The sequence below is a fragment of the Spiroplasma endosymbiont of Diplazon laetatorius genome, from assembly GCF_964019625.1.
GTDB lineage: Bacteria > Bacillota_I > Bacilli_A > Mycoplasmatales > Mycoplasmataceae > Spiroplasma_A.
The window spans coordinates 327,482-354,149 of sequence record NZ_OZ026458.1; the positions used below are offsets into that span (position 1 = coordinate 327,482).

Annotated in this window: 16 protein-coding genes; 14 read left to right on the forward strand and 2 right to left on the reverse strand. The window is 27.2% G+C overall.

The genetic code is table 4. The features are described 5' to 3' along the window. Positions 1–19: 19 nt before the first annotated feature. The 13 genes from efp (at position 20) to AACL10_RS01660 (ending at position 16,228) form a co-directional block, all read left to right on the forward strand. Entirely contained in the window at positions 20–577 is a 558-nt protein-coding gene (gene efp / locus AACL10_RS01600; RefSeq protein ID WP_338985499.1) for an elongation factor P, read from the forward strand. 26 nt (positions 578–603) lie between these two features. Continuing rightward, positions 604–894 (forward strand): MMB_0454 family protein, encoded by a 291-nt coding sequence (locus tag AACL10_RS01605; RefSeq protein ID WP_338985500.1) that lies wholly within the window; start codon positions 604–606, stop codon positions 892–894. A gap of 103 nt (positions 895–997) precedes the next feature. Next, positions 998–2,863, forward strand: a complete 1,866-nt coding sequence (locus AACL10_RS01610; protein WP_338985501.1) for a hypothetical protein — start codon at positions 998–1,000, stop codon at positions 2,861–2,863. A gap of 71 nt (positions 2,864–2,934) precedes the next feature. Further along, entirely contained in the window at positions 2,935–3,966 is a 1,032-nt protein-coding gene (locus tag AACL10_RS01615) for a hypothetical protein (RefSeq protein ID WP_338985502.1), read from the forward strand. A 16-nt stretch (positions 3,967–3,982) separates the two neighbouring features. Next, the gene (locus tag AACL10_RS01620) at positions 3,983–5,227 is read left to right on the forward strand and encodes a hypothetical protein (protein ID WP_338985504.1); all 1,245 of its coding nucleotides are present in this window, start codon (positions 3,983–3,985) and stop codon (positions 5,225–5,227) included. Positions 5,228–5,252: 25 nt separating this feature from the next. Next, on the forward strand, positions 5,253–6,209 hold the full coding sequence (locus AACL10_RS01625; RefSeq protein ID WP_338985505.1) for a hypothetical protein: 957 nt from the start codon (positions 5,253–5,255) through the stop codon (positions 6,207–6,209). Between the two features lie 107 nt (positions 6,210–6,316). Continuing rightward, entirely contained in the window at positions 6,317–7,639 is a 1,323-nt protein-coding gene (locus AACL10_RS01630; RefSeq protein ID WP_338985507.1) for a hypothetical protein, read from the forward strand. Positions 7,640–7,676: 37 nt separating this feature from the next. Beyond that, positions 7,677–8,309 (forward strand): hypothetical protein, encoded by a 633-nt coding sequence (locus AACL10_RS01635; RefSeq protein ID WP_338985509.1) that lies wholly within the window; start codon positions 7,677–7,679, stop codon positions 8,307–8,309. Between the two features lie 49 nt (positions 8,310–8,358). Then, on the forward strand, positions 8,359–9,648 hold the full coding sequence (tig, locus tag AACL10_RS01640; RefSeq protein ID WP_338985511.1) for a trigger factor: 1,290 nt from the start codon (positions 8,359–8,361) through the stop codon (positions 9,646–9,648). Positions 9,649–9,746: 98 nt separating this feature from the next. After that, positions 9,747–12,122, forward strand: coding sequence for an endopeptidase La (gene lon, locus AACL10_RS01645; protein WP_338985512.1), 2,376 nt, complete (start codon positions 9,747–9,749; stop codon positions 12,120–12,122). An 87-nt stretch (positions 12,123–12,209) separates the two neighbouring features. Then, on the forward strand, positions 12,210–14,114 hold the full coding sequence (locus AACL10_RS01650) for an ABC transporter ATP-binding protein (RefSeq protein ID WP_338985513.1): 1,905 nt from the start codon (positions 12,210–12,212) through the stop codon (positions 14,112–14,114). A 57-nt stretch (positions 14,115–14,171) separates the two neighbouring features. Continuing rightward, on the forward strand, positions 14,172–15,422 hold the full coding sequence (locus AACL10_RS01655; RefSeq protein ID WP_338985514.1) for a replication-associated recombination protein A: 1,251 nt from the start codon (positions 14,172–14,174) through the stop codon (positions 15,420–15,422). Between the two features lie 26 nt (positions 15,423–15,448). Further along, positions 15,449–16,228: a hypothetical protein gene (locus AACL10_RS01660; protein WP_338985515.1), complete on the forward strand. Its 780-nt coding sequence runs from the start codon at positions 15,449–15,451 to the stop codon at positions 16,226–16,228. A gap of 32 nt (positions 16,229–16,260) precedes the next feature. Here the strand turns inward: AACL10_RS01660 and AACL10_RS01665 are convergent, their stop codons facing one another. Continuing rightward, complete coding sequence (locus AACL10_RS01665; RefSeq protein ID WP_338985516.1) at positions 16,261–18,741, reverse strand: hypothetical protein; 2,481 nt, start codon at positions 18,739–18,741, stop codon at positions 16,261–16,263. Between the two features lie 115 nt (positions 18,742–18,856). Next, positions 18,857–21,283: a lipoprotein gene (locus AACL10_RS01670; RefSeq protein ID WP_338985517.1), complete on the reverse strand. Its 2,427-nt coding sequence runs from the start codon at positions 21,281–21,283 to the stop codon at positions 18,857–18,859. A 158-nt stretch (positions 21,284–21,441) separates the two neighbouring features. On the opposite strand from AACL10_RS01670, the gene AACL10_RS01675 reads away from it, so the two are divergent. Then, the gene (locus tag AACL10_RS01675) at positions 21,442–26,640 is read left to right on the forward strand and encodes an ABC transporter permease (protein ID WP_338985518.1); all 5,199 of its coding nucleotides are present in this window, start codon (positions 21,442–21,444) and stop codon (positions 26,638–26,640) included. Positions 26,641–26,668 lie beyond the last annotated feature (28 nt).

The following is a 26,668-nucleotide window of genomic DNA, read 5'->3' on the forward strand; positions in this document are numbered from 1 at the left end:
ATTAAAGGGAGATTAATTTATGTCAGTAAACGATTTAAGACCTGGAAGTACATTCTTATATGATGGAAACATCTTTGTAGTTTTAGAAAACTCATTTTCTAAAACAGGAAGACAACAAGGAAAGGTTACAGTTAAAGTTAAAAACTTAAGAACTGGAGCTAGAGTTGAAATAACATTTACAGGTGGAGAAAAAGTAGATAAAGCTTTAATTGAAAAGAAAGATATGCAATACCTATATAATGATGGAACAAATTGTGTATTAATGAACACAGAAACTTATGAACAAGTTGAAATCGCTTCATCAAAATTAGAGTGAGAATTAAAATTCATTACAGATGGAATAATGGTTAAAATGACTGAATATGATGGAGAAATCCTTGGTATCACAATTCCAGAAAAAATAGAGTTAACAATAGTTGAAGCAGAACCTGCTGTAAAAGGTGACACAACAAGTGGAACTCAAAAGAAAGCAAAAGTTGAAACTGGGTTAGAAATAACTGTTCCCTTATTTATTAAAGAGGGAGAAAAAGTTTTAATTAACACAACTGATGGTAAATACGCTGGAAGAGCTAACTAAAATAATAGATTAAGAGGTATTTGTTTATGTACATTTCAATTGAAAGAAACTCTAGAGGAACTTTAGAGATCGATGAAAAAATTTTAAGTAAAATAATTGAGTTTGATGTAACATCAAACGCTACAGGTTATAGAGATATAAAAGCATCTGTTAGTATTCACCAAGAAACAAACTTATTCATAGTTGTAAGAGTTTATACTATTGAAAAAGGGATGTTTGCTATGGATGGTATAAAAGTGGCTTCAATTATTAATGATTCAATTTATAAAACATTGAGAATTAAACCAAAAAATATAGCATTTTCATTTATAAAATAGGTACAAAAGACCTATTTTTTTGTATAACCAAGTGCTATAATATGCTTTAAAAATGTGTTGAAATAGTGTATAATCATTTTGTATTTAAATGGAGGAACTAGGTATGGCAGCTGCAAAAACAACAGGAAAAAAAACAACTACAACAGGAAAAAAACCAACTAATGGAAAACCTGGAGTAACTGAATATGTAAATCAAAAATTCGGTCCTAAAGCATTAGCTTTAATTAATAAATATAATCTTCAAACAGATGAAAGTTACAAAAAATTAATCTCATCATTTGAAAGAATTGATTCATTACCAAAAAATGACCCAAGAAAACCTAATTTAGTTGATTTATGAGAAGGAGAATTCAATAGAATTTTCAAACATTTCTGAGAAAACTATGCAAGTGGTCAAAAGAGAAAAGATAATGGAGTTTCAGGTTGAAAAGAAAGACTTGATGTTAAACCTGTTGCTATGTCTCCTGATCAAAAAAGAAAAGACTTAATGACTAAACTATCACCAGGTTCTATTTCTTCAAATAGAAATACTAAAGAAGATATTCTTTCAAGAGCTGGTTATGTTAGTCAAGTTAAAACAGAACAATTTAACTTTACTGCAGTTCCAAGAACTGGACAAAATATTTATGAAATTGAAAATTTATTAAGCGCAGCTGAAGAAAAAGGAATGGGAGAACCAGAAAGCATTTTACAAAATGGTTTTGGAGTCGCTCAAAAAGTAGAAGTTGAAGAAGCTCCAAGAGCATCTAAAGAAACAAAAGTTTCAATGGATGAAGAAACAGAGTTGATGACTTCAAAAGCTATACCAGATCCAAATTTATTAGAATTTATAAATGAAGGAAAAGTTTCAAATGAAACTTCAAATGAAGTTGAAGTTAAAACTGAAAAACAAAATATGAATAATAACAAAGAAGAAACTTTAGGATATGTTGCAAGAGAAAACATGTCAAGAGAAGAATTCAACAGAGCAAATAATATTTACTTTGATGAAAGTCAATTAAACAGTGAAGATGATAATTTAGCAGCCCTAGAATTAGGAACTGAATTCTTCCAACAACATTTAACAGAAGATGTTTTAGGTTCTTCTCATGTAGAAGTTAATGAAGGTCTTGCAAAAAGAGAATATAACGCTAAAGATGAAGCAGTTGCTCCAGAAAAAAGAAATATTCTTTCAAAAGAGGGATTCGAAATCACTTTAAATCCTGAAAAAACTGATTTATCAGGAAAAATTTTATATGATGCAAAAGCTTCATCATCTAAATCAAAACCATATCACGAAGAAAATCCAGTTGGTTACTACCCAATGAATTATGATGCTGCAAAAAGACCAGCAATGCATGATTTAATGGCTGCTCACCAAAGAGAAGGAAAAGCTCTTGATGAAATGACACAAAAAATCGAATTCTTAAGAGAATTAAGAAACGATCGTCGTCACAGAATCAATATGATGAAGATTGAACGTGCTAACAGTTACATTGTTGCTCGTGCAAGAAGATTAGCTGAAGCTCGTGAATTAAAAAGACTTAAAAAACGTGAAGAATTTAATCTAAAAGCAATTGAAAAAGCAGAAAGATTAAGAAGATTACAAGAACGTCAAAAATTAATTGAATTAATGAAAGAACGTCAATTAAAGAGAAACGAAGAAAAACGTGTTGCTACAGTATTGAGATTAGAACGTGAAAGACGTCTTGAAAGAGATGCTAAATACAGAACAGAAATCGCAAGTATTGATGCACAAATTAGACACGAACAAGAAATGATTAAACGTACAGAGCTTAAAATGAAAGCTTACTTTACAAAGGTTCATGATGACCAATTATTTGACAAATCATTAAAAATTGCAAAAGCAACTACTCCAAATTACAAATCAATTGAACAAAAAGCAGAAATGATTCAACAATTAGAAGAACAAAAACGTAAAGATAGAGTAGAAAAAATAAGTAGAAAATTTATAAAAAATATTAAATAGTCAAATCATGGGCAAGAATTTATTTTAAACTTGCCTATTTTTTGTATAATTTTGAAAACGAGGTGTATTTTATGGCAAAGAGTAAAAAAATAATAGACAGAACACCTAGTATGAAGGTTTTAGAAGAAGCTAAACTAGGGATAAATACAATTAACTCTCTTTCTGGGAAAATTGGAACTGCTGCATTAAAAAGTACTAGTGAAAAACCAGAATTACACAAATCAGTTCAAAAAATGCAAGATAGACAGTTGAATCCATTGGATGAAAAAAGAACTGACTCTAGAACAAGACATATTGAAAAAGTTAGAAACAAAACAGAAGTTATTAATGAAAAACTTACTCTTTTAGAAGAAAGAAAAATGGGTTTTGTAAGTAATAAAAAATTGGATTATGAATTGGAATTGGAAAGAAAAAGAGAAGAATCAAAGAAAAAGGTTAAAAAATCTTTATTTCAAAACCAAGATTATGAAAAATTGAACAAACAAGCAGCAAATTTATTTGCTCAAGATGTTGTTGTTAAATCTAAAATAAAGGATTCTAAAGAAAATCTTAAAGGTAGAAATCAAAAAGTAGCTGATCTTAAATCAATGTTTGATACTTCTTCTTCTAGCAAAATATCTTTTAAAACAAACAACACAGTTGTTAACACAAAAAGAATTACTAAAATATTAGGTGATATTTCATTTGGAAGCGAATCAAGTGAATATTTTGCAAAAGCTCAAGAAAAAGAAAATCAAAGAATTTTTTCATCACCTTTAGCTGATTATAAAGTTGAAGATTCTGCAAAAGATTTAGAAATAACTGAAAATAAAGATGATATTCAAGATCAAACAATTGATATTAATGAAACACAAGAATCAATTGACTTAAAAACAATAAATCAAAAAGCTAAAAAATATGAACAAGAAGCTGAAAAGATTAGAAAAGAACTAGATAAATTAAATGATAAAAAAATAGAATCATATAATATATCAAATATTTACAACAAAATTTTAGAAAGCAGCCAAGCTGTTAAAATAAGCAGAACAAAGAAACCTAAAAAAGAAGTTTCAAGTAATGTAGATATTAGTAAAATGCCATCAATAGCATTTGAGAAGAAATAGAAGGGAGAAAATCCTTATGGCTAAAAAAAACAAAGTTAAATCAGAAAAGGATTTTCCTTTACTATCTCCTAAAGTAAAAATTAGAGTAAAAAACCTTATTGAAAAAAGACTTACAAGTCAAACAATAATGTTATTTGCGCAAGAATATGAAACTTACGATTTTGATTTTCGTGAGCAATTAATAGATTATATTAATTATTTAATGGAAATTGAAAGAGAAAAATGAATGAATGATTCAGGTCATTTATACGAAAAACAAAGTGTTCAGTCTTTTTCAAACCTAAAACAAGTAGATTTCTATCAAAGACAAGAGGAAATTAAAAAATTCCAAGAATACTTAACTAAAGATAGAGATTTAGCTACTCAAAAAGCAATTGAAAATTCAAGAAGAGAAACACTTATTAAAAAGCCAGAAGTTAGTGAAACTACAAAAGTAACTAAATCTACAGAAGGTAAGTCAATTGAAAAAAATTCAATTAACAGAATGCTTCTAGAGGCTAAAATGAGAGAAGAAAAAGAAGCTAGAGAAGCAAAATTAAGAGAAGCTAAAAGATTAGAAGAAGAAAGACTTAAAGAATTAGAAAAACAAAAAGCGCTTGAGAAAAAGAAAAAAGAACTTGAAAAACAAAATAAATCAAAAAAAGTTAAAAAAGAAGCTAAAAAGAACTCTAAACCAGTAAAGGCTAAAGTTAAAACTCAAACAGATAGAGATTATGAAAAAGAACAGGCTGAAAAAGAAAAACTTTGAAGAGAATTGTATGGTAAATCAAGACAAGAAACTCTTGATGAAAGAAAAACAGAAAGCCAAACAATAGATGATTTTGTTGAATACGATAAAAAACCTAATTTTGATTCAACTATTGAATTACAACATTCATTTACTATATTGGGTCATGTTTTTTCTATGGAAGAAACAACAGATCCGAAAAATAAATACTTTAGTTTTTGATATGGAATTAAAAAAAGAGCTAAAACTTCAAATGTTTCAATTTGATTAAGTATTTACCCTAACAAACAAAAATCTGTTCTTAGAAAGAGATTAAGATTAGAAGCTAATATGGGTATGTGAGATAAAATTAAATCAATATTTGGAGCAAATCCATCAAAAGAAGTTGCAAAAAAACAAAAACCTAAAAAAGAAGTTAAAAAAGTTAAGGTAAAAGAAGAAAAACCTAAAAAAGAAGTTAAAAAAGTTGAACCAAAAAAACAAAAACCAAAAAAACAAAAACCTAAAAAAGAAGAAACTAAAAAAGATAAATAAAATTAAGGAAAGTGTGAATTAAATTATGTATTATGCAATTGGTGTGGCAGTTTTCATTGTGCTTTTAGCAATAACTTTAACTGTTACTATTTGTATCGTTTTAAAAATCAAAAAACCTAAAAAAATATTAAAACAAGTAACAAATCAGCCATTTTTTATAAATCAAGAGCACAATAAAGAAAAATGATTTGTCTCTAAAGATGGTACTTTTGAGAAAAAGTGAATGGAAGTTCAAGATTATGATTTCAAGATAAGATATTTTGATTATGAAGAAAACTTCTCAAAAGGGTTTTTAAATTCAAAATTCATTAGAACTAAAATTTTCTTGTATGAAATAATGGATATAAAATCAGTAAATAAAACTATTGAAAGAATTCAATTATATACAACTTGTCTTGAAAATATTTGATGAAATAAATATAAGATATTGTTAACAACATCTTTTAATGAAATGCCTCAAATAACTCAAGCACCAGAATACTTTTTCTATAAATACTACTTCAAATTTATTTCTAAACTAAGAAAAATAATGATTAGTTATTTATGTGATTATATTATTCCGAATGTAATAATTACTGAGTTAAATCAAGAAAAATATAAAAAATACAAAATAAACATATCAAACGATCCTAAAAAGAATATATTATTTGCCTTTGAACAAGTTGCTCAAGAAGCAGATGATTTGTCTAACCAAATTCATGAAGAATTTAATATAGAACTTAGTCAAAAAGGATCTGAATGAAAAATTGATTACTCAACTAAAAAAGATCCTTTAAGTTTATTCTTGCCTGAAGAAATTGTTAAAAAGAATATGCTTAGAAAGAAAATAGTTACTTTATCTAAAAAGTATAAAATACCTTTTAATGGTAACATTGAAGAAACAGTTCAAAATCTACAAATATATTTAAATAGTGTAGAACAAGATAAAATTAATTCAATAAAACAACTAGTTACTAACTTTAATGATGAATTAAATGTTTAAAAACCACTTATAAAAAGTGGTTTTTTGTTATTTTATTCAAATAATATCAATAAAGATTCAATTTAGTCCAATAAGATTATATAATAATAGTTATATGGGGGTACTATATGTTATATACAGCAAGTGATGCTATAAACTTAGTTTATAAAATAATAGGTAAAACACTTTCTTTATTAAGTGATGATTTTTCAAAAGATAAAGAAAAACAAAAACAAGTTGCTTTAAATTTAAAGGAATTTTATAGATATTCAATGAAAAAAAGAGTTCACACAGAAAGTGAAATCATAGCTTGTGGAGAAACTTTTAATTGAAACTTTATAACTCCTTCAGAACTTAGTGAGTTAAAACAATTATTTTTAGATAATTGTTTAATATCAACAACAGAAAATCATTACTTAGATCATGAATATGTTGTCCAAGAATTAAACAAAACTTATGATAAAGCGCTAGAAAATACTTTTATAGTTGAAAGAGAACTTATTGATTGAGATAAAACTATTAAAATGGTTGAATCAAGATTTTTAGCATGAATACATGCTAAAAACTTAAAACAAGATAAGGATTTAAAAGAAAAACTGTTATCTATAATGGCTAACTTAAATGAAAAAGAAGAAGTATCTTATTATTCAAAATATAATATATTGATTGAAACTTTAAGAAACTTTAAACAATTCATTGAAGATTACGACAATGGCAAAGTAGCTCCAACACCTGAAAATCATAAATACTATGAAAAATGTATAATTAGTATTGATGGATTAAAATTCATAGACGAAAAGGACTTTATCATTTACTTGGATTATGATCGAATATTAGATCAAATACAAAAATTACCTGATAATGCTGAATTATGAGACTTTAACTTTACTATGGAATTAAATATTAGAATCTTCTTTTCTAATATATTAAGTAACATAATAACTTCTCAAACCATAAGTGTTTGAGGTGCTAAAGCAGAAATGATTAGAAGTAATGGTGGTTGATTAATCTCAAGAGAAAAAGAAGCATTTAAGAATCTATACATTGCCCTTACTCAATCAAGTGAAAAAGTACAAGAATTAATTTCTTTATCAACAAAAAGACTTAACAGAAATTTAATTCAATTAGTTAAGGATTTATTAATAAAATACAAAAATAAAATAGGTGATGACCTATACAATCCTATTATTCTTAATTCATATTTTGAACAAATAGATAAATTAATCAAATACCATGAAGCTGGTATTTCTGATTCTTTCCTATCGCATCCTAATGAAGTTTTAGATGGATTTAATATTAAATCTGCTGATGCTTTATTGGATTTTGAAAATATGTCAAGAATATCAGATGCATTAATTGAATTGGATTCTAATTTAGCTAGTCAATCAAAAGGTGACATGCTTAAAACAGTTGAATTCATTAAAAAAATTAGTGATATTGAAGAATTTTAAATCGTTATAATGACGATTTTTTAATTGGAGGTAAATTATGCAGTGTTGTAAATGTGAAACTCTCTCAAAGAGCTGTATATGTGTAATAATAGAGTGTAATTGTAAAAAAGACTCAGAATGTTGATGTTGCTTATCTCAAAAGTGAGATGAAATAGACAAAACCTTATCTATAACAGCTAATTTTTTAAGTTATTCTGCTCAAATAAGTAAAATGAAAGATGTTCCAAAATTATTTAAAAAAGGTATAAAAAATCTTTTAAATGACATTAAAGGGGCAAATGACAGTTTAGATAACTTTAATAAAACTGATTATATGAAACTTATTGATTCAAATTATGATCCTCTAAAAGTAGCTAATATAATTGAAGAAGATAGCATATCTAAATTAATTTATTTTATAAATAAGTTAGAATTTTATATAGAAATGTCGATTGTATTAATAGAGATGAATAAGACTTTAAATTATGAGATCTCATATTTAGAATTGTTCTCAATTATGGATAATTTAGAAGAGTTAGTACCTTCTTTGGTTAAGGTTTTTGCTTCAATTGAGAAAAGTTTAGATAACTCTGTTGAATATGAAACTTTGAAAGAAAAAATGTACACTTTTGATGTAGATTTAACAAATTTAAGAAGTATGTTAGACATTAAAATACTTAACAATAGGTAATTATTTGTTATAATTAAAAATGTTATGTATAAAAAAGGAGAAAATTTTTATGAAATTTAGTGCAAAAAAACTTGCTGAAAAAGGTCAAGGAACTTGAATAGTTACAATAGATGGTAAAGAATGAGAAGAAGCTGTTAAAAAAGGTAAAAACAAAGCTGCTGCAAGCATTGAAATACCTGGATTTAGAAAAGGTAAAGCACCTAAAGAAAAAATCGAACAATACTTAACTCCAGTTAATTATTTAAATGCAGCTGTTCAATCAGTTATGGAAAAAGCATGAGAATTTGCTAGAGATCAAAAATCTGATATAGAACCATTTACTTCACCTGTTCCTACACCAGTTAAAATAAGTGAAAAAGAATGTGAATTACACTTTATCTTTGATTTAAAACCTGAAATTAAAATTGGAAAATACAAAGGATTAACTGATAAAGACTTAGTAAAAGAAGAAGTTAAAGCTACAAAAGAAGAATTAGAAAAAGCAATCGATCAATATAGAGAAAGATTTGTTATGGAAAAAATCAAAGAAGATGGAGCTAAAATCGCAAAAGGTGATGCAGTTACATTCGACTTTGAAGGATTCATTGATGGTGAAGCATTTAAAGGTGGAAAAGGTTTAGACTTTAAATTAACAATTGGAAGTGGACAAATGATACCTGGATTTGAAGATCAAATGATCGGAAAAACTTTAGGAGAATCATCAATTAATGTTACTTTCCCAGAAGATTACACACCTGAATTAAAAGGTAAATCAGCTGAATTTAAATTAAATGTTAAAGAAATTAAAGAAAGAATTTTACCTTCAAAAGATGATGAATTAGTAAAAGACTTAAACTTACCAGGAATTAAAACTTTCAAAGAATTAGAAGATAGCTTGAAAAAACAAATAGTTGATCAAAAATCAACTCAATCAAAAAATATCTTTGTAAACAAAGTTATTGATTTAATTAGAGCTCAATCAAAAATTGAAATTCCTAAATCAGCAATTAATAAAGAAATTGACACTCTATATAGAGAATTTGAAGCAAAAGTTCAAAGTCAAAAATTAACAATGAAAGATTACAAAAAACAAACAGGATTAAGTGATGAAGATATCAGAAATGAACTGTTTGATGATGCTAAAAAACGTATTGAAAGCTACTTGATTACAGATCAAGTAAGAAACACTGAAAAATTTGAAGTTTCAAAAGAAGAAATTGAAGCAAAATATGAAGCACTAGCAAAAACTTTCGGTGTTGAAACTGATTTCATTAAAAACTCTCTATTACCAGAACCACAAATTAAAGAAGAAATAATAAGAGAAAAAATTGTTGATTTCCTATATTCAAACAATGGTTAAAAAATACAATTTAATTGTATTTTTTTATTTTTTAGCACTTAACACTTGCAAGTGCTAAATATTGTGATATCATAATTTTGTACCTAAGGAGGAATATTATGAATAAAAAATTACCTATGTTAATAACTCGTGGTAGTTACATTTACCCAACTTTTGACCAAGTATTGGAAATTGGAAGGGATAAAACTACTCTTGCTGTTAAAGAATCTGTAGAAAAATATGAAGGGAAAATCTTAATGGTTTCACAAAAAAAACCATTAGAAGATGATCCAAAAATTGAAGATTTATTCACATTCGGTGTATTGGCCGAAGTAAAAATTAAAAAAGAATGAAAAGATGGTACATTAACTGTAAATATAAAATCAATTTCACGTATAGAGGCAAGTGATATTGAATTAAATGAATTTTATATTGCAAACTATGAAGTAAAAGATAGCCTAAAAAGCTCAGATAAAGAAGCATTAGATAAAATTACAAAACATATCAAAGCAATGATAAGTTCACAAGATGAATTCCCAGCAGAAGTTGAAGAAATAATAAACTCAGCTTCAAATGACATTGATCCAAACTTTATTGTTGATAGTGCGGCAAACTTAATGCCATTTATGCCTATTGATAAAAAACAAGCTATGCTTGAAGAGTTAGATCCAGTAAAAAGAATTGAAATAATCAATGACTTTTTAGATGAAAAACGTCAATCAGCTGATATTGAATCATCAATCAGTAAAAAAATTAAATCTAGAGTTGATGAGCAACAAAGAGAATTCTATTTAAGAGAAAAATTAAAAGCTATTAAAGAAGAATTAGGAGATTTAGACGGAGAAGGAGATGACTTGGCAAAATATAGAAAACGCCTTGAAACAGAACCTTTCCCAGAAAATATTAAAAAAAGAATACTTTCAGAATTAGATAAATGTGAAGGTATGCCTGCAGCTTCATCAGAGGCTAACATCACAAGAACATACATTGATTGAATGATGCAAACTCCATGATGACAAAAAACTGAGGAAAAAACAGATCTAAAATTTGCAAAAGATGTTTTAGATAAACACCACTATGGTTTAGATAAAGTTAAAGAAAGAATTATTGAGTACTTAGCTGTTAAACAAAATACTAACAAAGTAAAAGGACAAATCATTACATTGGTAGGTCCTCCAGGAGTTGGTAAAACAAGTTTAGCAAAATCAATTGCTGAATCAATGGGTAGAGAATTTGTAAAAATGGCTTTAGGTGGAGTAAAAGATGAGTCTGAAATTAGAGGACACAGAAAAACTTACATCGGAGCAATGCCTGGTAGAGTAATACAAGGAATGAAAAAAGCAGGAGTTAAAAACCCAGTTTTCTTACTTGATGAAATAGATAAAATGGCAAGTGATTATAGAGGAGATCCAGCTTCAGCGATGTTGGAGGTATTGGACCCTGAACAAAACTCAAAATTCTCAGATCACTACTTAGAAGAAGAATATGATTTAAGTGACGTTGTATTTATTGCAACAGCAAACTATCCTGAAAATATACCAGAAGCTCTATATGACAGAATGGAAATCATTGAACTTTCAAGTTATACTGAAATTGAAAAAATGAAAATTGCAGAAGAATATTTAATACCAAAAGTATTAGATGATCATGCAGTTACAAAAGAGCAAGTAATTTTCACAAAAGAATCAATCAACGAAATTATCAAACACTATACTAGAGAAGCTGGTGTAAGACAATTAGAAAGATGAATTGTTTCAATTGTTAGAAAATATGTTGTTAAAATGTTAAATAAAGAAATCGAAACATTAACAGTTACTCCAGAAGTGGTTAACGAAATGTTAAAAAAACGTATCTTTGAACATACTGAAAAAGAAAATGAAGCTCAAGTTGGTGTTGTTACAGGACTTGCATATACTCAATTTGGTGGAGATATCTTACCTATAGAGGTAAATCACTTCCCAGGTAAAGGTGGACTAGTGTTAACTGGTAAACTTGGAGATGTAATGAAAGAATCTGCAACAATAGCTTACGACTTTGTTAAATCAAATTACAAAGCGTTTGGAATTCCAAAAGAAGTATTTAATGAAAATGATATTCATATTCACGTTCCAGAAGGTGCTGTTTCAAAAGATGGACCAAGTGCTGGGGTAACAATTACTACTGCTATTGTTTCTGCTTTAACAAATAAACCTGTTCCAAGAGAAATTGGTATGACAGGAGAAATCACACTAAGAGGTTTAGTATTCCCAATTGGTGGATTAAGAGAAAAATCAATTTCTGCTCACAGAAGTGGATTGAAAAAAATCTTAATACCATTTAAAAATACAAAAGACATTGAAGATATTCCTGAAGAGGTAAGAAAAGAATTAGAAGTAGTTCCTGTTCAACAATACTCAGAAGTATATGAAAATGTATTTGGTATTAAATTAGATAACTTAGTGAGAGAACTTCCTATATCAACTTCATCAAATGAAGAGACTAAAAAAGCTCATTAATAATTAAAAACAACTCATTTATATGGGTTGTTTTTAATATTTTTGTGATAATATATCAACAATGAAATTAAAAAAAGGAAAATAATAATGGATCAATCATTTAGTGCGACAAATATGCCAATTGGTGATGTTAATGTTGCAACCCCAAAAGAAGAACCTAAAAAATATGTTCCTGATGACAAGGTTTATAAACTTGTTAAAGAAAAACAAAAATTAAAGTTCTCTTGAATTGTATTAATTTATGGGTGAAAATATAAAGCTCTATTCTTAAGTGTTGTTATTGTAGTTACGTTTAGTGCCTTTTTAGTAAGTTTAAATACATTATTTTTAAGAAATGTACTTTCTGCAGCTCAAAATACACCAGAAGCAGCAGAAAAAAATCACAACTTGACAGGTGATCAAACTTTCTGAAATCTTAAATGATATTGATGAATGGCTATAACTGCATCAGATTTAGTTCTACTTTATTTTTGTACTTACATAAGAAACTCGTGTTCAATTATGTTGGCTGTAAATATTGAAGTGGAGTTAAGAAATTTAACTATTAAAAGATTATTGGAACAAGATATTAGCTACTATTCAGATAAAAAAATAGGTAAACTAATGACTAAATTAGTTGGAGATACAAACGTAATTGGAAATGAAATTTCAGGTATGATTGCTTGAGTTATTCAAGCACCATTAGTAATAATAATGGGTACAGCAATGATGTTTGTAATTCACGCTCCATTGGCATTAGTTGCAAGTATTTCTGTTTATCTATTAACTATACTAGTAATTTTATTATCATTACAATACCAAAAAAAGGTTAAAAAAGTTAGAGAAGTAATATCAGATATTAATGGAGATGCTGTTGACAGAATTGGTGCTATTAAATTAGTAAAAGCAACAGGTACTAGAAAATATGAAGAATCAAGATTAGAAACTCTTCATGAACCTTATATTAAAGCTTTTAAACCAATATCTAAAATCGACGGAACTCTTTTAGCAATTTTAATTGCATCAGATGTTGTAATAAACTTAATAATGGTAACTGTGGCAATTGTTTTCTATGGAGATGTAGATAATATGATGACTGAAACTTTACCTGCATTTATTTCTGCAATGGTTGGTTTAACAAGGCCGTTATGACAAATTGCAGCAATTATACCTGGACTTTCAAGAGCTTCAGCATCTTCTGCACAAATTTATGAAACTATCGAAAAAGATCCTATAATGGATGATAATGAAAAAAATGGAATGTTATTTGATGAAAATATTTCAAAAATTGAGTTTAGACAAGTTAAATTTAACTATCCTGAAAAACCAGAAGTTAATATTGTTCCGAATCTAGATTTAGTTTTAGAAAAAGGAAAATCATATGCCTTTGTTGGTGAAACTGGAAGTGGAAAATCAACTATTTCAAAACTACTGTTAAGATTCTATGATCCAACTGAAGGATGTGTTCTTGTCAATGATAAAAACGTTAAGGACTTTAACCTAAAAAGTTATTTAAGTCATGTTGGTTATGTTGAACAAGAACCTTCAATAATATTTGGAGATGTTTATGATAATGTAAGGTATGGTTATTTTCAAGCAACAGAAGAAGAAGTACATGAAGCTTGTAGAAAAGCTCAAATTGATAAAATTATTAATAGTTGACCTTATGGTTATCAAACAGTTCTTGGAGAACGTGGATTATTATTAAGTGGTGGACAAAAACAAAGACTTGTAATTGCAAGAATACTTTTAAGAAATCCAGAATTATTAATTTTAGATGAAGCTACAAGTGCTTTAGATAATATTGTTGAAAAAGAAATTCAAGCTCAATTAAATGAACTTATGAAAGATAAAACATCAGTTATTATTGCTCACAGATTAAGTACAATAAAAGATGTTGATCAAATATTTGTTTTAGCTCCAGGTAAAGGAATTGTTCAACAAGGAACTTATCAAGAGTTAATTAAAGTTCCAGGTAAATTTAAAGATTTACATGATGCTGGAAATGCATAATAAACTAACCTAAAAGGTTAGTTTTTTTATGCTATTATTCAATTAGGAGTTGAAATTATGAATAAACCTTTAAGTTTCCTATTAAGACCAACATCTTTAAAAAACATAATAGGACAATCGCACTTAATTAATAATAAATATGGATTAATAACAAAAATGGTTGAAAACAACTTCCTTGCTAATCTAATTTTTTATGGTCCTCCAGGAGTTGGTAAAACATCAATGGCAGTTTCTATTGCAAATGATTTAAATACCAAATATGAATTTTTTAATGCTTCTAATGATAAAAAAGATAAATTACAAAAACTAATTGAATCTTCAAATCATGAAGAACAACTTGTTTTAATAATTGATGAAATTCATAGAATGAACAGAAACATCCAAGATTATTTACTTGAATATATAGAATCTAAAAAAGTTATAGTTTTTTTAACTACAACTGAAAACCCTTATTTTGTAATAAATCCAGCTATAAGAAGTAGATGCACAATTCTAAAATTAGAGGAAATAAATACTGAAGAAATGAAAGAAGGACTTAAAAGAGTTCTTAAAAACAATGATATTCAACTAGATATAGAAGACAGCGCTTTTGATAATTTATGTGAACTTTCAAATGGAGATTTAAGAGTTGCTTTAAACTCAATTGAGATGTTAATTAACTTATACTCTGATGAAAAAGTTAATAATGAAATTATAAAATCCATTTTTGATCAAGCAGTGACAAAAGGAACTGGAGAAGGTGATGAATATCACGACCTTAAATCAGCTCTTCAAAAATCAATAAGGGGAAGTGATGTTGACGCTTCACTTCATTATTGAGCTAGATTAATGGCTATTGGAGATTATGAAGTTTTAATGAGAAGAATGATCATAATGGCATATGAAGATATTGGTCTTGCGAATCCAGCAATTTCAGTAAGAGTTTATCAAGCTTGTCAAATTTTTAGACAAATAGGAATGCCAGAGGGAAGAATTATACTTGGATTGGCAATTATAGAAATGGCTTTAAGTGAAAAATCTAATTCCTCATATTTAGCTTTAGAAAAAGCGCTTGAAGATGTTCAACAAGGGTTGGCTCCACCCATACCTCCTTACTTAAGAGATAATCATTATAAAAATGCTCATAAACTAGGACATGGAATTGGCTATAAATATGCTCATGACTATGAAAATGATTGAGTTGATCAACAATATTTACCAGATGAAATTAAAGATATCACTTATTTCAAATTTAAACCTCATAGTGCATATGAGAAAAAGTTAATGGAAATCTATATAAAATTTACAAATAAAAATAAGATAAAATAATATAAGTGAAAGAGAGGTATTTTAATATGAAAACAAGTATGCAAATTAAAGAAGAACTTGCAAGTCAAGGTTATATTTGAATGCCTAACTATAAAGATATCTTACAAAAAGTTTGATATAACACTGAAACTTATTTTGATGATGATGAATTAGTTTTATCAGCTCTTTGAGCTAGTTTTAAAAGATATGAAGATGAAATGGTAGGGATAGTTTTTATTACTACCAAAAGAACATTTACTTTAGAAATTCTTGATAATGATTCAAGTACTCAAATTAGATACTTACCATTCGATTCATATTCTTTACAAAAAATTCAATTACAATTTGCTAAAAATAGTGGGGGATTACACTATGTATCGCTTCAAAACGATAGTTTTGGAAATGGGGTAACTTTTGCAACTCCAAACAGAGATGTGGCCCAACACTTTGTAGATACTTTAGCTGGAAGAACTAATGGAGAAATTGAAAGACTTCCAGATTCAGACAATCCATTATTGGCTGAAAATGAAAGAGAACAATTAATTGATGAAGATTTAAATAAAGCTGAAGAAGTTGTTCCTCATAAATTTGAAAAAAAACATGAAGAAATCAAACCCATGAAGGAATTTGATGGGTGAAGAAAAGCGCCTCCTGAGGCAAAAGAAAAAGTAGTTGAAATTAAAGTTGTTCCACCTAAAAAAGTTAAAGTTAAAAAAGAAAAGAAAAATGGATATGGATCAAAATGACAATCAAAAGCTTGATTATGTTGATTCTTGCTTCCAATAGGTATTTTGGGAACTATTCTTGCTGTTATATTTATAATTTAAAAATAAAAAATCGCTTTATTTAGCGATTTTTCTTATTTTCTTTTAATTGATTTTATTTGTCAATCTAAAGCTCCTGCTTCTAATAACAATTTAATTTCATAGTTAAATGTTTTTTTAGTGTTTGGATCTTTATAAGTTGTAGTGTAAGTTATACCAGCTTCATCCATACCTTGATCAATTCCATAATGACTTTCAACTTTTGTTTTAAAATTATTATCTTGAATTAATGGTTTGTATACTGTGTTTGACAAGTTATTTTTTACAGAGTTTACTTCAGCAAAACCTTTAACAATTTGATCTAATAGACTGTCAACTGATTTATCATCAACTATTTTTTCTAAACCTGACAATAAGGAATCTTGTCTAAATTCTCCTAATTGTTTTCCGTTTGCATCAAAGTTTGTTCCTAATGCATACATAGCAGCTTTTGCTCCTGTAATAGAGGTATTTTTTACTCCATCTACTGAAATATATAGACCGTTTAGACCAGAAGTGATCATTAACACTTGAAGTGCAGTGTATTTATTTTCTGCATTTGAACCAGTCCCATTATAAGCGTTTCCATTTTTTGTGAAAATAGAATATTTTGTATCACTTAAAGCTTTCGAAATGTCTTGTAATCCATTTGCCATTCCCTTGGTTTCTTGTTCAAGTTCTTTTAATTTTTGATTATTTGGTGTTGAAGAATTAATTGCATTGTATATAAAGTCTAGTATTTCACTAATAGTTTTTCCTTCATAAACAGGACCTGCAAGTATTGTTTCAAGAGAAATGTTATTTTCCCCTCCGATAACTGTTTTTAAGAAAGTTGATTCTTTACTTCACAAAGCTTTTCAAGATTCCTTTAAAAGTTTATCATTCTTAAATCTGAAAGGCACATTAACTCCGAATGTTTTAATAAAATCGAATAGTGAATCAAGACCGCTTATTGATCTGTTTTCAACAAAGTTGTCAATAGCACCTTTTAAAATGTTACCCACTTGAACAGGCCCCACACCTATACCCAGAACGGTATAATTAATATTTTGTCACTTACCTATACCATAACCAAGTGCAAAAATTAAAGATGAGAGTCCCTCTGAACCTTCATAATATCCACCAAGTCCAAGTAAAAAACCAGTTATTTTTATAGTTCAACCACCAAAACCAGGTTTATCTAAATTAACTATTTTTTCACTACCTGATTCAAATAATAAAGAAAATAACTTAGCTGTATTTAAACCTTCTGAATCTGAATTTAAAGCAATTGATAAATTCTTAAATAATAATTTTGTTTCAAATCTTTTAAAATTATTAGAACCTAATAGTTTTAAATAGTCTATATTTTTATCGCTTTCACTGAAAAGATTTTGGTTATTAGAAGGTTTAAAACCTCCAAAATCAACACTAGTTATCCTTTGTAATAAACCTGTTACTACAAATAAAAGATCTGTTATGACTAAAGTTATGTTTGAAGTGTTAATGTTGTTCAGATTTTCAAAGAAAACACCCATTAATTCTCCAAAATCTTTTTCAAATGTATAATCAACATCTGAATATAAAACATTTACATCTTTTACGATTTTATCTGTTTGTCCAGATAAAGCTGCAAAAACATTATAAAGTCTTCTGTTTGTTGCGTTCATAACTTGTTTGTTAGTCATGTTTTCAACTTTATCCATTGTTAAAACTGAATTTACTAACATATCAAAAGTTGGAATTAATATATCAAAGTGATTCATTAATTCTAATAAACCAATTATTAAGGGAACAAAATTAACACTTGATAATGCTGACATTAAACCGTTTGTAATGTTTGTTTTACCTTCTTTTGAATCATTTAAGAAATTAGCATTTAATAAATTTGAAATTAGACTATAAGCCAAATTTGAACCTGATAAAGCTTTAATTAATATTGCTAATGGAACTGCTGCAGAATCTAATAATTTTGAAATATCTTCCATTGGTCCAACACCACTTGCTGCTGAAGGAGAAAGACCTAATTCTGGTAATAATCCTTGAATTAAACCAGAAAGACTTGGGTGAACACCACCATTTGATTTAATGGCACTAATTATTAAAGTTAGCATACTTCCTAATGAATCTGCTGATCCAACTGGAGATTTAACTTGATCTGTTAAAAATGCACTATCACTATAGCTTGGATTTTCACTTTTGCTTAAATTATTAATTTCATTTCTGTTAATGTTTTGTCCATTAAAGTAATTTTTCATTAATGAACCAACAGTTGTTTCTGAATCAGTTTTAAAACCTGGCATTAAAGTTTTTGCTTTACCAGAATTTATTAATCCTGTTAAGTAATCTGCATCATATGCAAGTTCATTTGCTGCAAGTGTGTCTTGACTAGCATTTTGAATCATAGCACCTCTTAAGGCTGTTGATGATACTTGTGTTAAGTTTTGAATTTTATTTTTTATTGAAGTTTTTATATTGTTAACTGTACTACATGCAGCAACACTTCCTGTTGATGCTGTAATAGATATAATTCCTAAAAAGGAAATTAACTTTTTCATTTTCCCGACTACCCCTTATTCATTCTTAGAAAAATTATATAATAAAACTAAAATGTTTTTAATATATAAAAGAATTTTTTTATATATTAAAGATAAAAAAAGAGCTTAATAGCTCTTAGATTTTTTTTATAGAGTTAACTTTTCAAGAAGATTCATTAACTTCCAATACAATGTTTATTTCATAAGTAAATTTTTCATTTGAGAAGGGGTTTGTATAAACTGTTTTATAAGTTATTGATTGTCTGTCGTTTGGCTTATCAATATTATCTTGTGTTATTAATTTAGTTTTAAAGTTTTTATCTTGGATCAATGGTTTATAAACCTTATTAATAACTTCATCATTAATTTTTTTAATATCGTTAAAACCTCTTGAAATATCATCAAAAGAGTTTCAAATGATTGAATCATCAATAATTTCTTCAAAACCAGCTAAAAATGAAACTTCTCTAAACTTATTCATGTTTTGATTACCATTTGAATCATAATCAGTTCCTAATGCATACATAGCAGCTTTAGTTCCTTTAATATTTAAATTTTCAGGTTTATTTTGATCTTTTGATATTATTAAACCTCTACGTTTAGAAGAAACAATAAAAGCTTGTAATGCATTGTAAGTACCTTTTTCATTGGTGCTTCCTTCTTTAAATTGTACTAATTTACCTTTACTTTGATATCACAAAGTATAGTTAATATTGTCTATTTCACTTGAAATAATTGAAATACCATTTTTTAACTTATCTCCTTTTTGACAAACAGCACCAGATATAGAATTATAGATTAAGTCTAGAATATCTGATATTTTCGTTTTTTCACCTATTTCGGTGTTAAATAAAGAATATAAACTCGTTTGTAGTCCAAATAAATCTTTAAATAAAGTGGAATCTTTATCTCATATTGCATTAAATAATTTTTTTAATTGAAAAGTTGTGTTATCACTCACTTTTAAATCTATTTCAATAAACCCTGATAAAATCTCTAAAACTTTATTTAAACCACTAAAATCAGAGTTATTACCCAATCCATCTGTTATAACTCATCTAAATAAGTTACCAACTTGATCCGGTCCTATAACTTTGGCAACAGATCATTTTTGCCAAATAGCTACTCCTTTACCAATACCATACACCAGAGATGAGTAATTGTTTTTTTCGTTTCCAATAACTGAAGAAGACAATTTAGTAAATAAAGAAAAGGCATTTATTTTTTCGTCTATATTTGTGGGTTTTTTACCTGAGTTGAATAATAGATAAAACAGCTTTTGAGCTTGTTTACCATTATAGTTAGTTGTTGTATTTGTTATTGCTATTAAGTTTTTTAATAATATTTTTGTACTAAATGGGTTTTCTTGCATACTTTTTTTATTTAGTTCTTCTATGAAAGCATTATTATCTTTTTGATCACTAAATAAATTATCATCGTTTTTTGGAGAAAAATCTGTGAAATCAACACTTGACATGTATTTCAATAAAGAACTTATAACAAATAAAATATCCACTATATTTTCTGGTTCGCTTATAATTGAAGTTAATATGGCTGTAAAATTAAGATCATTAAAGTTTGTTCCAAACTTTTGTAAGAAAACTCCTATAATATCTCCTAAATCTTTATCAAAATTTCTTGATAAACCTGTATATAAGGAGTTATTATCTATTATTTTATCGTTCTGCCCAGAAGATCTTGCAAATATATTATTAACTCTTTTTAAAGATGCATTTAATATAGATTGTCCTGTTAACTCTTGTGCTGGCTTATCTAATGTTAAAACAGAGTTTATTAATAAATCAAAAACTTGTTCCATACCATTTGCTTTAAATTCTTTTAAAAAGTTACCTATTCATTTTGTAATTTCTGAAGTATTTTTTTCTTTTATGGCATTTTCAAATTCTGAATTAAACAAGTTTTTCAATAGTGAATAAAAAGAGTTTGATTCTTGTAAGAAAACTAGTGTTTTTGATAAAGGATCACTTATTTTATCAATTAACTTTATAAAAGGTGCTATTTTTTTGCTATCTAGAGACTGAGTTAAATCATCTGAAAGATTTAAACTTGGCAATAATCCCTCTATCAAACCAGAAATGCTGGGGTGTAGACCTCCATTAGTTTTTAAAGCACTTACCAATAATACAAAAGTGCTAGAAAAACTATCAATTGAACTCACTGGAGCTTTAACTTCATTGGTCAAAAAGTTATTATTCATTTGGTTTATTGATTCTCTGTTTAAGTTTTGGTCTTCAAAATAAGTTTCTTTAAGTTGGTTTAAAGTAGAGTGTTTATCTGTTTTAAATTTAGGTATGATATCAGATGCTTTGGAGTTACCTATTAGGTTATTTAAAAAATTAGAATCATATGCAAGTGTCTTATCTTTTCCTTGACTTGCATTTTGAATCATGGTCCCTCTTAATAGTGCAGAAGAAATATCAATTAAATTTTTTACCTTATTTTTTATTGATTGAGACTTATAGTTTACCATACTGCAAGAGGCAACACTAAAAGTGGATGCTGTTAAAGAAACGGCCCCCAAAAAAGTTAATAATTTTTTCATTTTTATCCCCCGATATGTTTTATTATATTTTTTATTTGTGATAAAATTCTTTTGGAATATTAAAGGTTTTTTTCTTTTTCAAATAAAAATGAAAGAGATTGAAAAAAAAAAAAAAAAACTATAATATATGTTTATTTCTAGTCGGGGAATTAAAAGAAATGAAAAAGTCAATATTTTTATATTTAAAACAAGGGATAAAAGGGGTCCTGCGATTTAAAATACAATTTATAGTAATTGTTATTTTAAGTTTTTTAGCAACATTCATTTTGAGTGTTTCTTTGTCGTCAACAAATAGATTAAGTAATGATTATGATCAAACAATGTCAAAAATGGATAAGTTTGATTTTATAAACGAAAAAACAGTAGGTTTAAATTCTTCTGATGAAGTTTCTACATACATTTATTCAAGCATGGATGTAATCAATAACCAGTTTAATTATGTTCACAATAGTGAAGATCCTTCAAATGAAATAACTAATAAAGCAATTGAAGCAAATCACAACTTAGTTCTTTTAGAAGATAACAAAGATTATCCTGATACATTTATATCAAAAACTTTTAGAGATTCTGAAGTTCAACTTAAGTTTTTAAATATGATAAGTGATTTTAACTTTTTTTACAGCATTTTTAGATATGAATATAATGAGTTAACTGAACAAACAAATTGAGATCCTTATTGAGATAATTTAGGAGACCCTGAATGAACTTCTTGAAATTATGTCCAAAACGGTAAATGAGGAGCAAATTCAAATCATGGTTATGACGAAGCTGAAGATGGTTTTGGTACAATAGGTAGATTTTATATTCCTACTTTAGAAAAACTTAAACAAAATTACTTAAATGATTTATTTAATGAGCAAGATACTCCTGCTTATGTAAAAAATACTCTTTTTTGAAAACTAAAAGAAGAAGGTTCGATAGATAAAGAACAATTGGAAAAAACTAAACTTACAGACAATGATGACAGAAATATCTATAGCAGATATTTATATTTCTCATTGGAAGGAATTCTTAGACAATTAATAAGACAATCTATTGAGTATCCTGCTTTCTGAATAAACCAAGCTATTAAGTCTTCAGAATCAAAAGATTTGGACTCTGTTGTTTCGGAATTTAATAAAATAAGTGTAGAAGAAAATATTGGATTTAAATGAGTTTTTAAAGATGATACTGAAAATATAAAAAAATATGCAACTACAATTTTTGCTTGAATTTTTGGTATAGATATAAATAGTGATGTTAATGGATATACAATAGATGAGGAAATCAAAAACAAATTCCTAATTAATGAAGAGAACAAAGCTTGAAAAAATTCTTTAGATTTAAGTGTCTCATATTCAAAAGGAGACTTTCTTAAAAACAAAAGTGAAGTTTTTGCTAAGGGTATGCGTGGAAGTCTTTCTCAAATAACAGCAAATATTAACGAAAAAGGTCTTGTTAAAAATTATGGTAAAACTTTTGGAGCTGATTTTTTAAGACATTATAATGGTAAATCATTAGAAAGAAGTTTAGATTATGCTACTAAGTTTTCATATTTAAACAACTACGATAAAGAATTTAATTACTCTAGCATAAAAACTCTACACGCTTTCTTCTTAAGATATAAAATATTGGCTGATGCTTTTGGTTTTGATTATGATGTTAGGGGTGAAGCCTACTACACAGATAATGTGGAAGAAGTTACTTATAGAATTATTGATATTGATCAAAATACAGATGCTTTAAAAAATTTAACCCTTTATTCAGGTAATATGCCTAGAACAAGAAATGAAATTCTTATCGGTCAACAATTTGCAACATCAAACAAATATAAAATAGGTGAAAATATAAAAATTGGGGGAGGTAACTTTGTAATTTCTGGATTTGCATCAGAACCGCTTTCTTATTACCCAATGGTTGATACAAATAACCCATTACCAAATAGTAAAAAATCAGCAATAGTTTATGCAAATAATTATGTAATGAGTCAAATAGAAAGTCGTGCTTATCAAAAAAATATAACTAAAATATTTTATAATTTTCTAACTACAAAAGAAGGTGAAGAAAAAATAGGTATTCAAAAAACCAAAGAGTACAACTCATATTTATTTTCTAATGTGGAAGACTTTTACAATCACTATAATTTTATAAATAATGGTAGAAACTTTAAAAAGTCTTCAGTGGATGATTATAAGGACTTTGAATCAAGTGTGTTTAAATTAAATTGACAAATAGCTCCATTAATAATTGGTGTTTTTAAAATATTGTCATATATATTTTGTTTAATAATTTTTGCAATAACAATAATTGCAACGGTTGTTGCTGTTAAAAAAACAGTAGAACTTAACTCTGGTGAAATAGGTATATTAAAAGCTATGGGTGCGAGAAACTCTGAGATCTCTTTATCATACATTTCTTATGGTATAGTTGTAATGCTTTTTACAGCCCCGTTGGCATGAATAACGGGGTCTGTAATTCAAGAGTTTATAACAAAGGTATTTTTCCAATTTAGTTCAGGTAAATCAAGTATTTTATATTTTGATGCCTTATCATTGGTCATATCAATATCTGTCTTTGGTTTATTATTATGCTTTATTTCTTTCTTTACTGCTTATAGAGTGGTTAAGAGACCAACAATTGAAATAATGAATAAAAAAGAAAATGTAAAAAGAATTGAATGATTAGATAAAATGAAAAATTATATAATTCGAAATAAGAAATTCTCTAGTCGATTTAGTTTTGAACTTGCTGTTTCTGGTTTTTCAAAAACCATGCTTACTTCTTCTACTGTTTTCTTTGCAGCATTCTTTGTTTCATTTGGTCTTACAATTCCTGGGATTGTCCAAAATGTTGTGGGTAGTTATTATAAAAATGTAAACTATTCTAATTCTTATGAAAATATAGATTTAATAGGTAATGCTCCATTAGCAAAAACAACAATCGCTCCAACAAAATACATTGATAAATATGAAGAAAATCTAATCGATAGTAAAGATATATTTGGAAACGGTATTTCTCAAATATCTAAAAATATTTCTGATTTTGCAGCAAATCCAGATAATTCTGCAATACCACAGTTACTTTTAACAGAGAAAAATGGTTTAATAAGTCCTGAATGAACATATGAAACTATGCTTGGTTATAACTCTATGAATAATTCTTTATTAGCCTCTATATCAAGTATTTTGGGTAATAATATTGCTCAATTATTAGGTAAAGGTATATCTGTTTCGGATATTCAAAAAATGTTAGAATGAAAAATTCACTTTAATGACTATTCTGATTTTGCTTCAAGAAAAAAAGATATAGATGATGTCTCTCAATTATTAACTGATGGTTTACCAGCTATACTTACAAGTTTTATAGAAGGTTCAAGTGTTAGTGAAGGTAATTGAAAAGAACAAATTGTAGATATAATTATTTCACAAACACCACCATACATAAAACAATATGTTACTAGAACAGAAAATAGATTGAATAACTTTCAATTTGGTTGAGAAATAAGTAAATATATACCTGGTGTAGACAACTTCTATACTAAACTTGATATAGAAAATAATGATAAAAGAAAATTTACTATAACAGGTTTAGATCAAACTCAAAACGCTTATAAAATAGATGACTATTTAAGACATACGGTTTTCACAAACGACTATCAAGCTAATATTTTGAAAAAAATATTAAAAGGTGACAACAATATATCCCAAGAGGAACTTGATGATGTCAATAATTTTTATGATAAAAATACAAAAACATTAAACATTCCTGTAATAGCAAATCAACAAACTGACTTTGATTTGGATTCAAAATGAGATATTTTAAATAACCCTTCAATAAATAAAAGTAGACTTGTTATAAGGGACGGTTCTGTTGATATACCAAATGAAGCATGAATGTATAATGATGAAGATTGAATGAAATATAATAAGAACTATAAAAATAATACAAGTGATTATTTTATGGAAATGAGTAACCTTTCAGCTTCAAAATTCACTTATGCACCAATTTTTGATAAAAATAATAATTTGATGGATAACTCTTATGGTTTCTATAACATTGATAGAAAAATCACAAAACAGGGAGAAGAATTAGATTTAACTATTAGACCTTATTATTCATTTGATAATATAAATCTTTTAATACCAAGTGCTTATAAAGGTTCTTTCCAAGAATTAATTTCTAAGGGAAATAAAAATAAAGAAAACCTGTGATATCAAGCAGAAGTTTCAAGTACTGAAGTTCCAGAAGTTACAAAAAAAGCATGATCTAAAATTGATAATAGTTTTGCTGATTCAAGTTATTTCTCTATTAAACCGTATTCAATGTATTTTGATCCTAGAAATAATTACGAAAAAGAAGATCAAAACCTATCTGGAAAGGCCGTTGAAAATATAACTGCAGCAAATGAAACTTTTTTTGGTAGAAATTTAAGGGATTCTAATGGACCAATAGCTTTTGGTACAAAAGAACTAAATTGAATTAATAAAAACCCAAATTTAGATAAGATTCAATTTAAAAAAGTAGGTCAAATAGATGTTTATGGAAGTTCTTTAATAATTGGTGATCAAAGTATTATGAACATTTTGAATGGTTATGATATTTCTAAATACACACCATTTAACTTTATATATGAAGATAAAAGTGTTCCTTCAAAAAGTTATTCAAAAGATGGAGTAACAATTCAAACTTTTGATTATATTGATCCATTAAAATATTTAGAAGAAGATGGAGAAAGTTTTAATAAAGACTTAATATTTGGTGAAACAGATTTTGAAAAAAGCATCAGACCAAGTCAGTGGTACAACGGTGTTCTTTCTAATTCTTCTGAACCGCTTTTTATAACAACTCAAGCTTCTTTCTCAAGAATTATGAAGTCTGGTTTTGAAGCTGTTAATACACCAATGTATGGAGATTCTGGACTAGAGATAAGTTCAACAAAATTATTGGGACAACAAAAAGCAATGATAAATCAAATGTCTGCAATAGTACTTTCTATAGCAACTATTGCAATATCTTTATTGGTCATAATAATAATATTAACAATAACACTTATAAATGATTTATATGTAAATCAGTATAGGAAGTTTATGGTTGTTATGAAATCGTTAGGATATTCTAATAGAAACATTATTCTATATACATTTGGTGTAGTAACTCTTCTTTCAACAATATCTTATATTGTTGGAGTGGTTCTAAATTTCACTGTAATATATATTTTATTCTCTATTATAAGTAAAAATTATGGTTCTATGCCTTTTGGATTCACTTGATGAACTCCTATTATAGCTATAATATTGGTATTTGGTTCTTTCTTTGCATCAATTGCAATTACAACAAGAAAAATAAGAAAAGAATCACCTTCAATTCTTATGAGATAATAAAAATAACTACTATAGTAGTTATTTT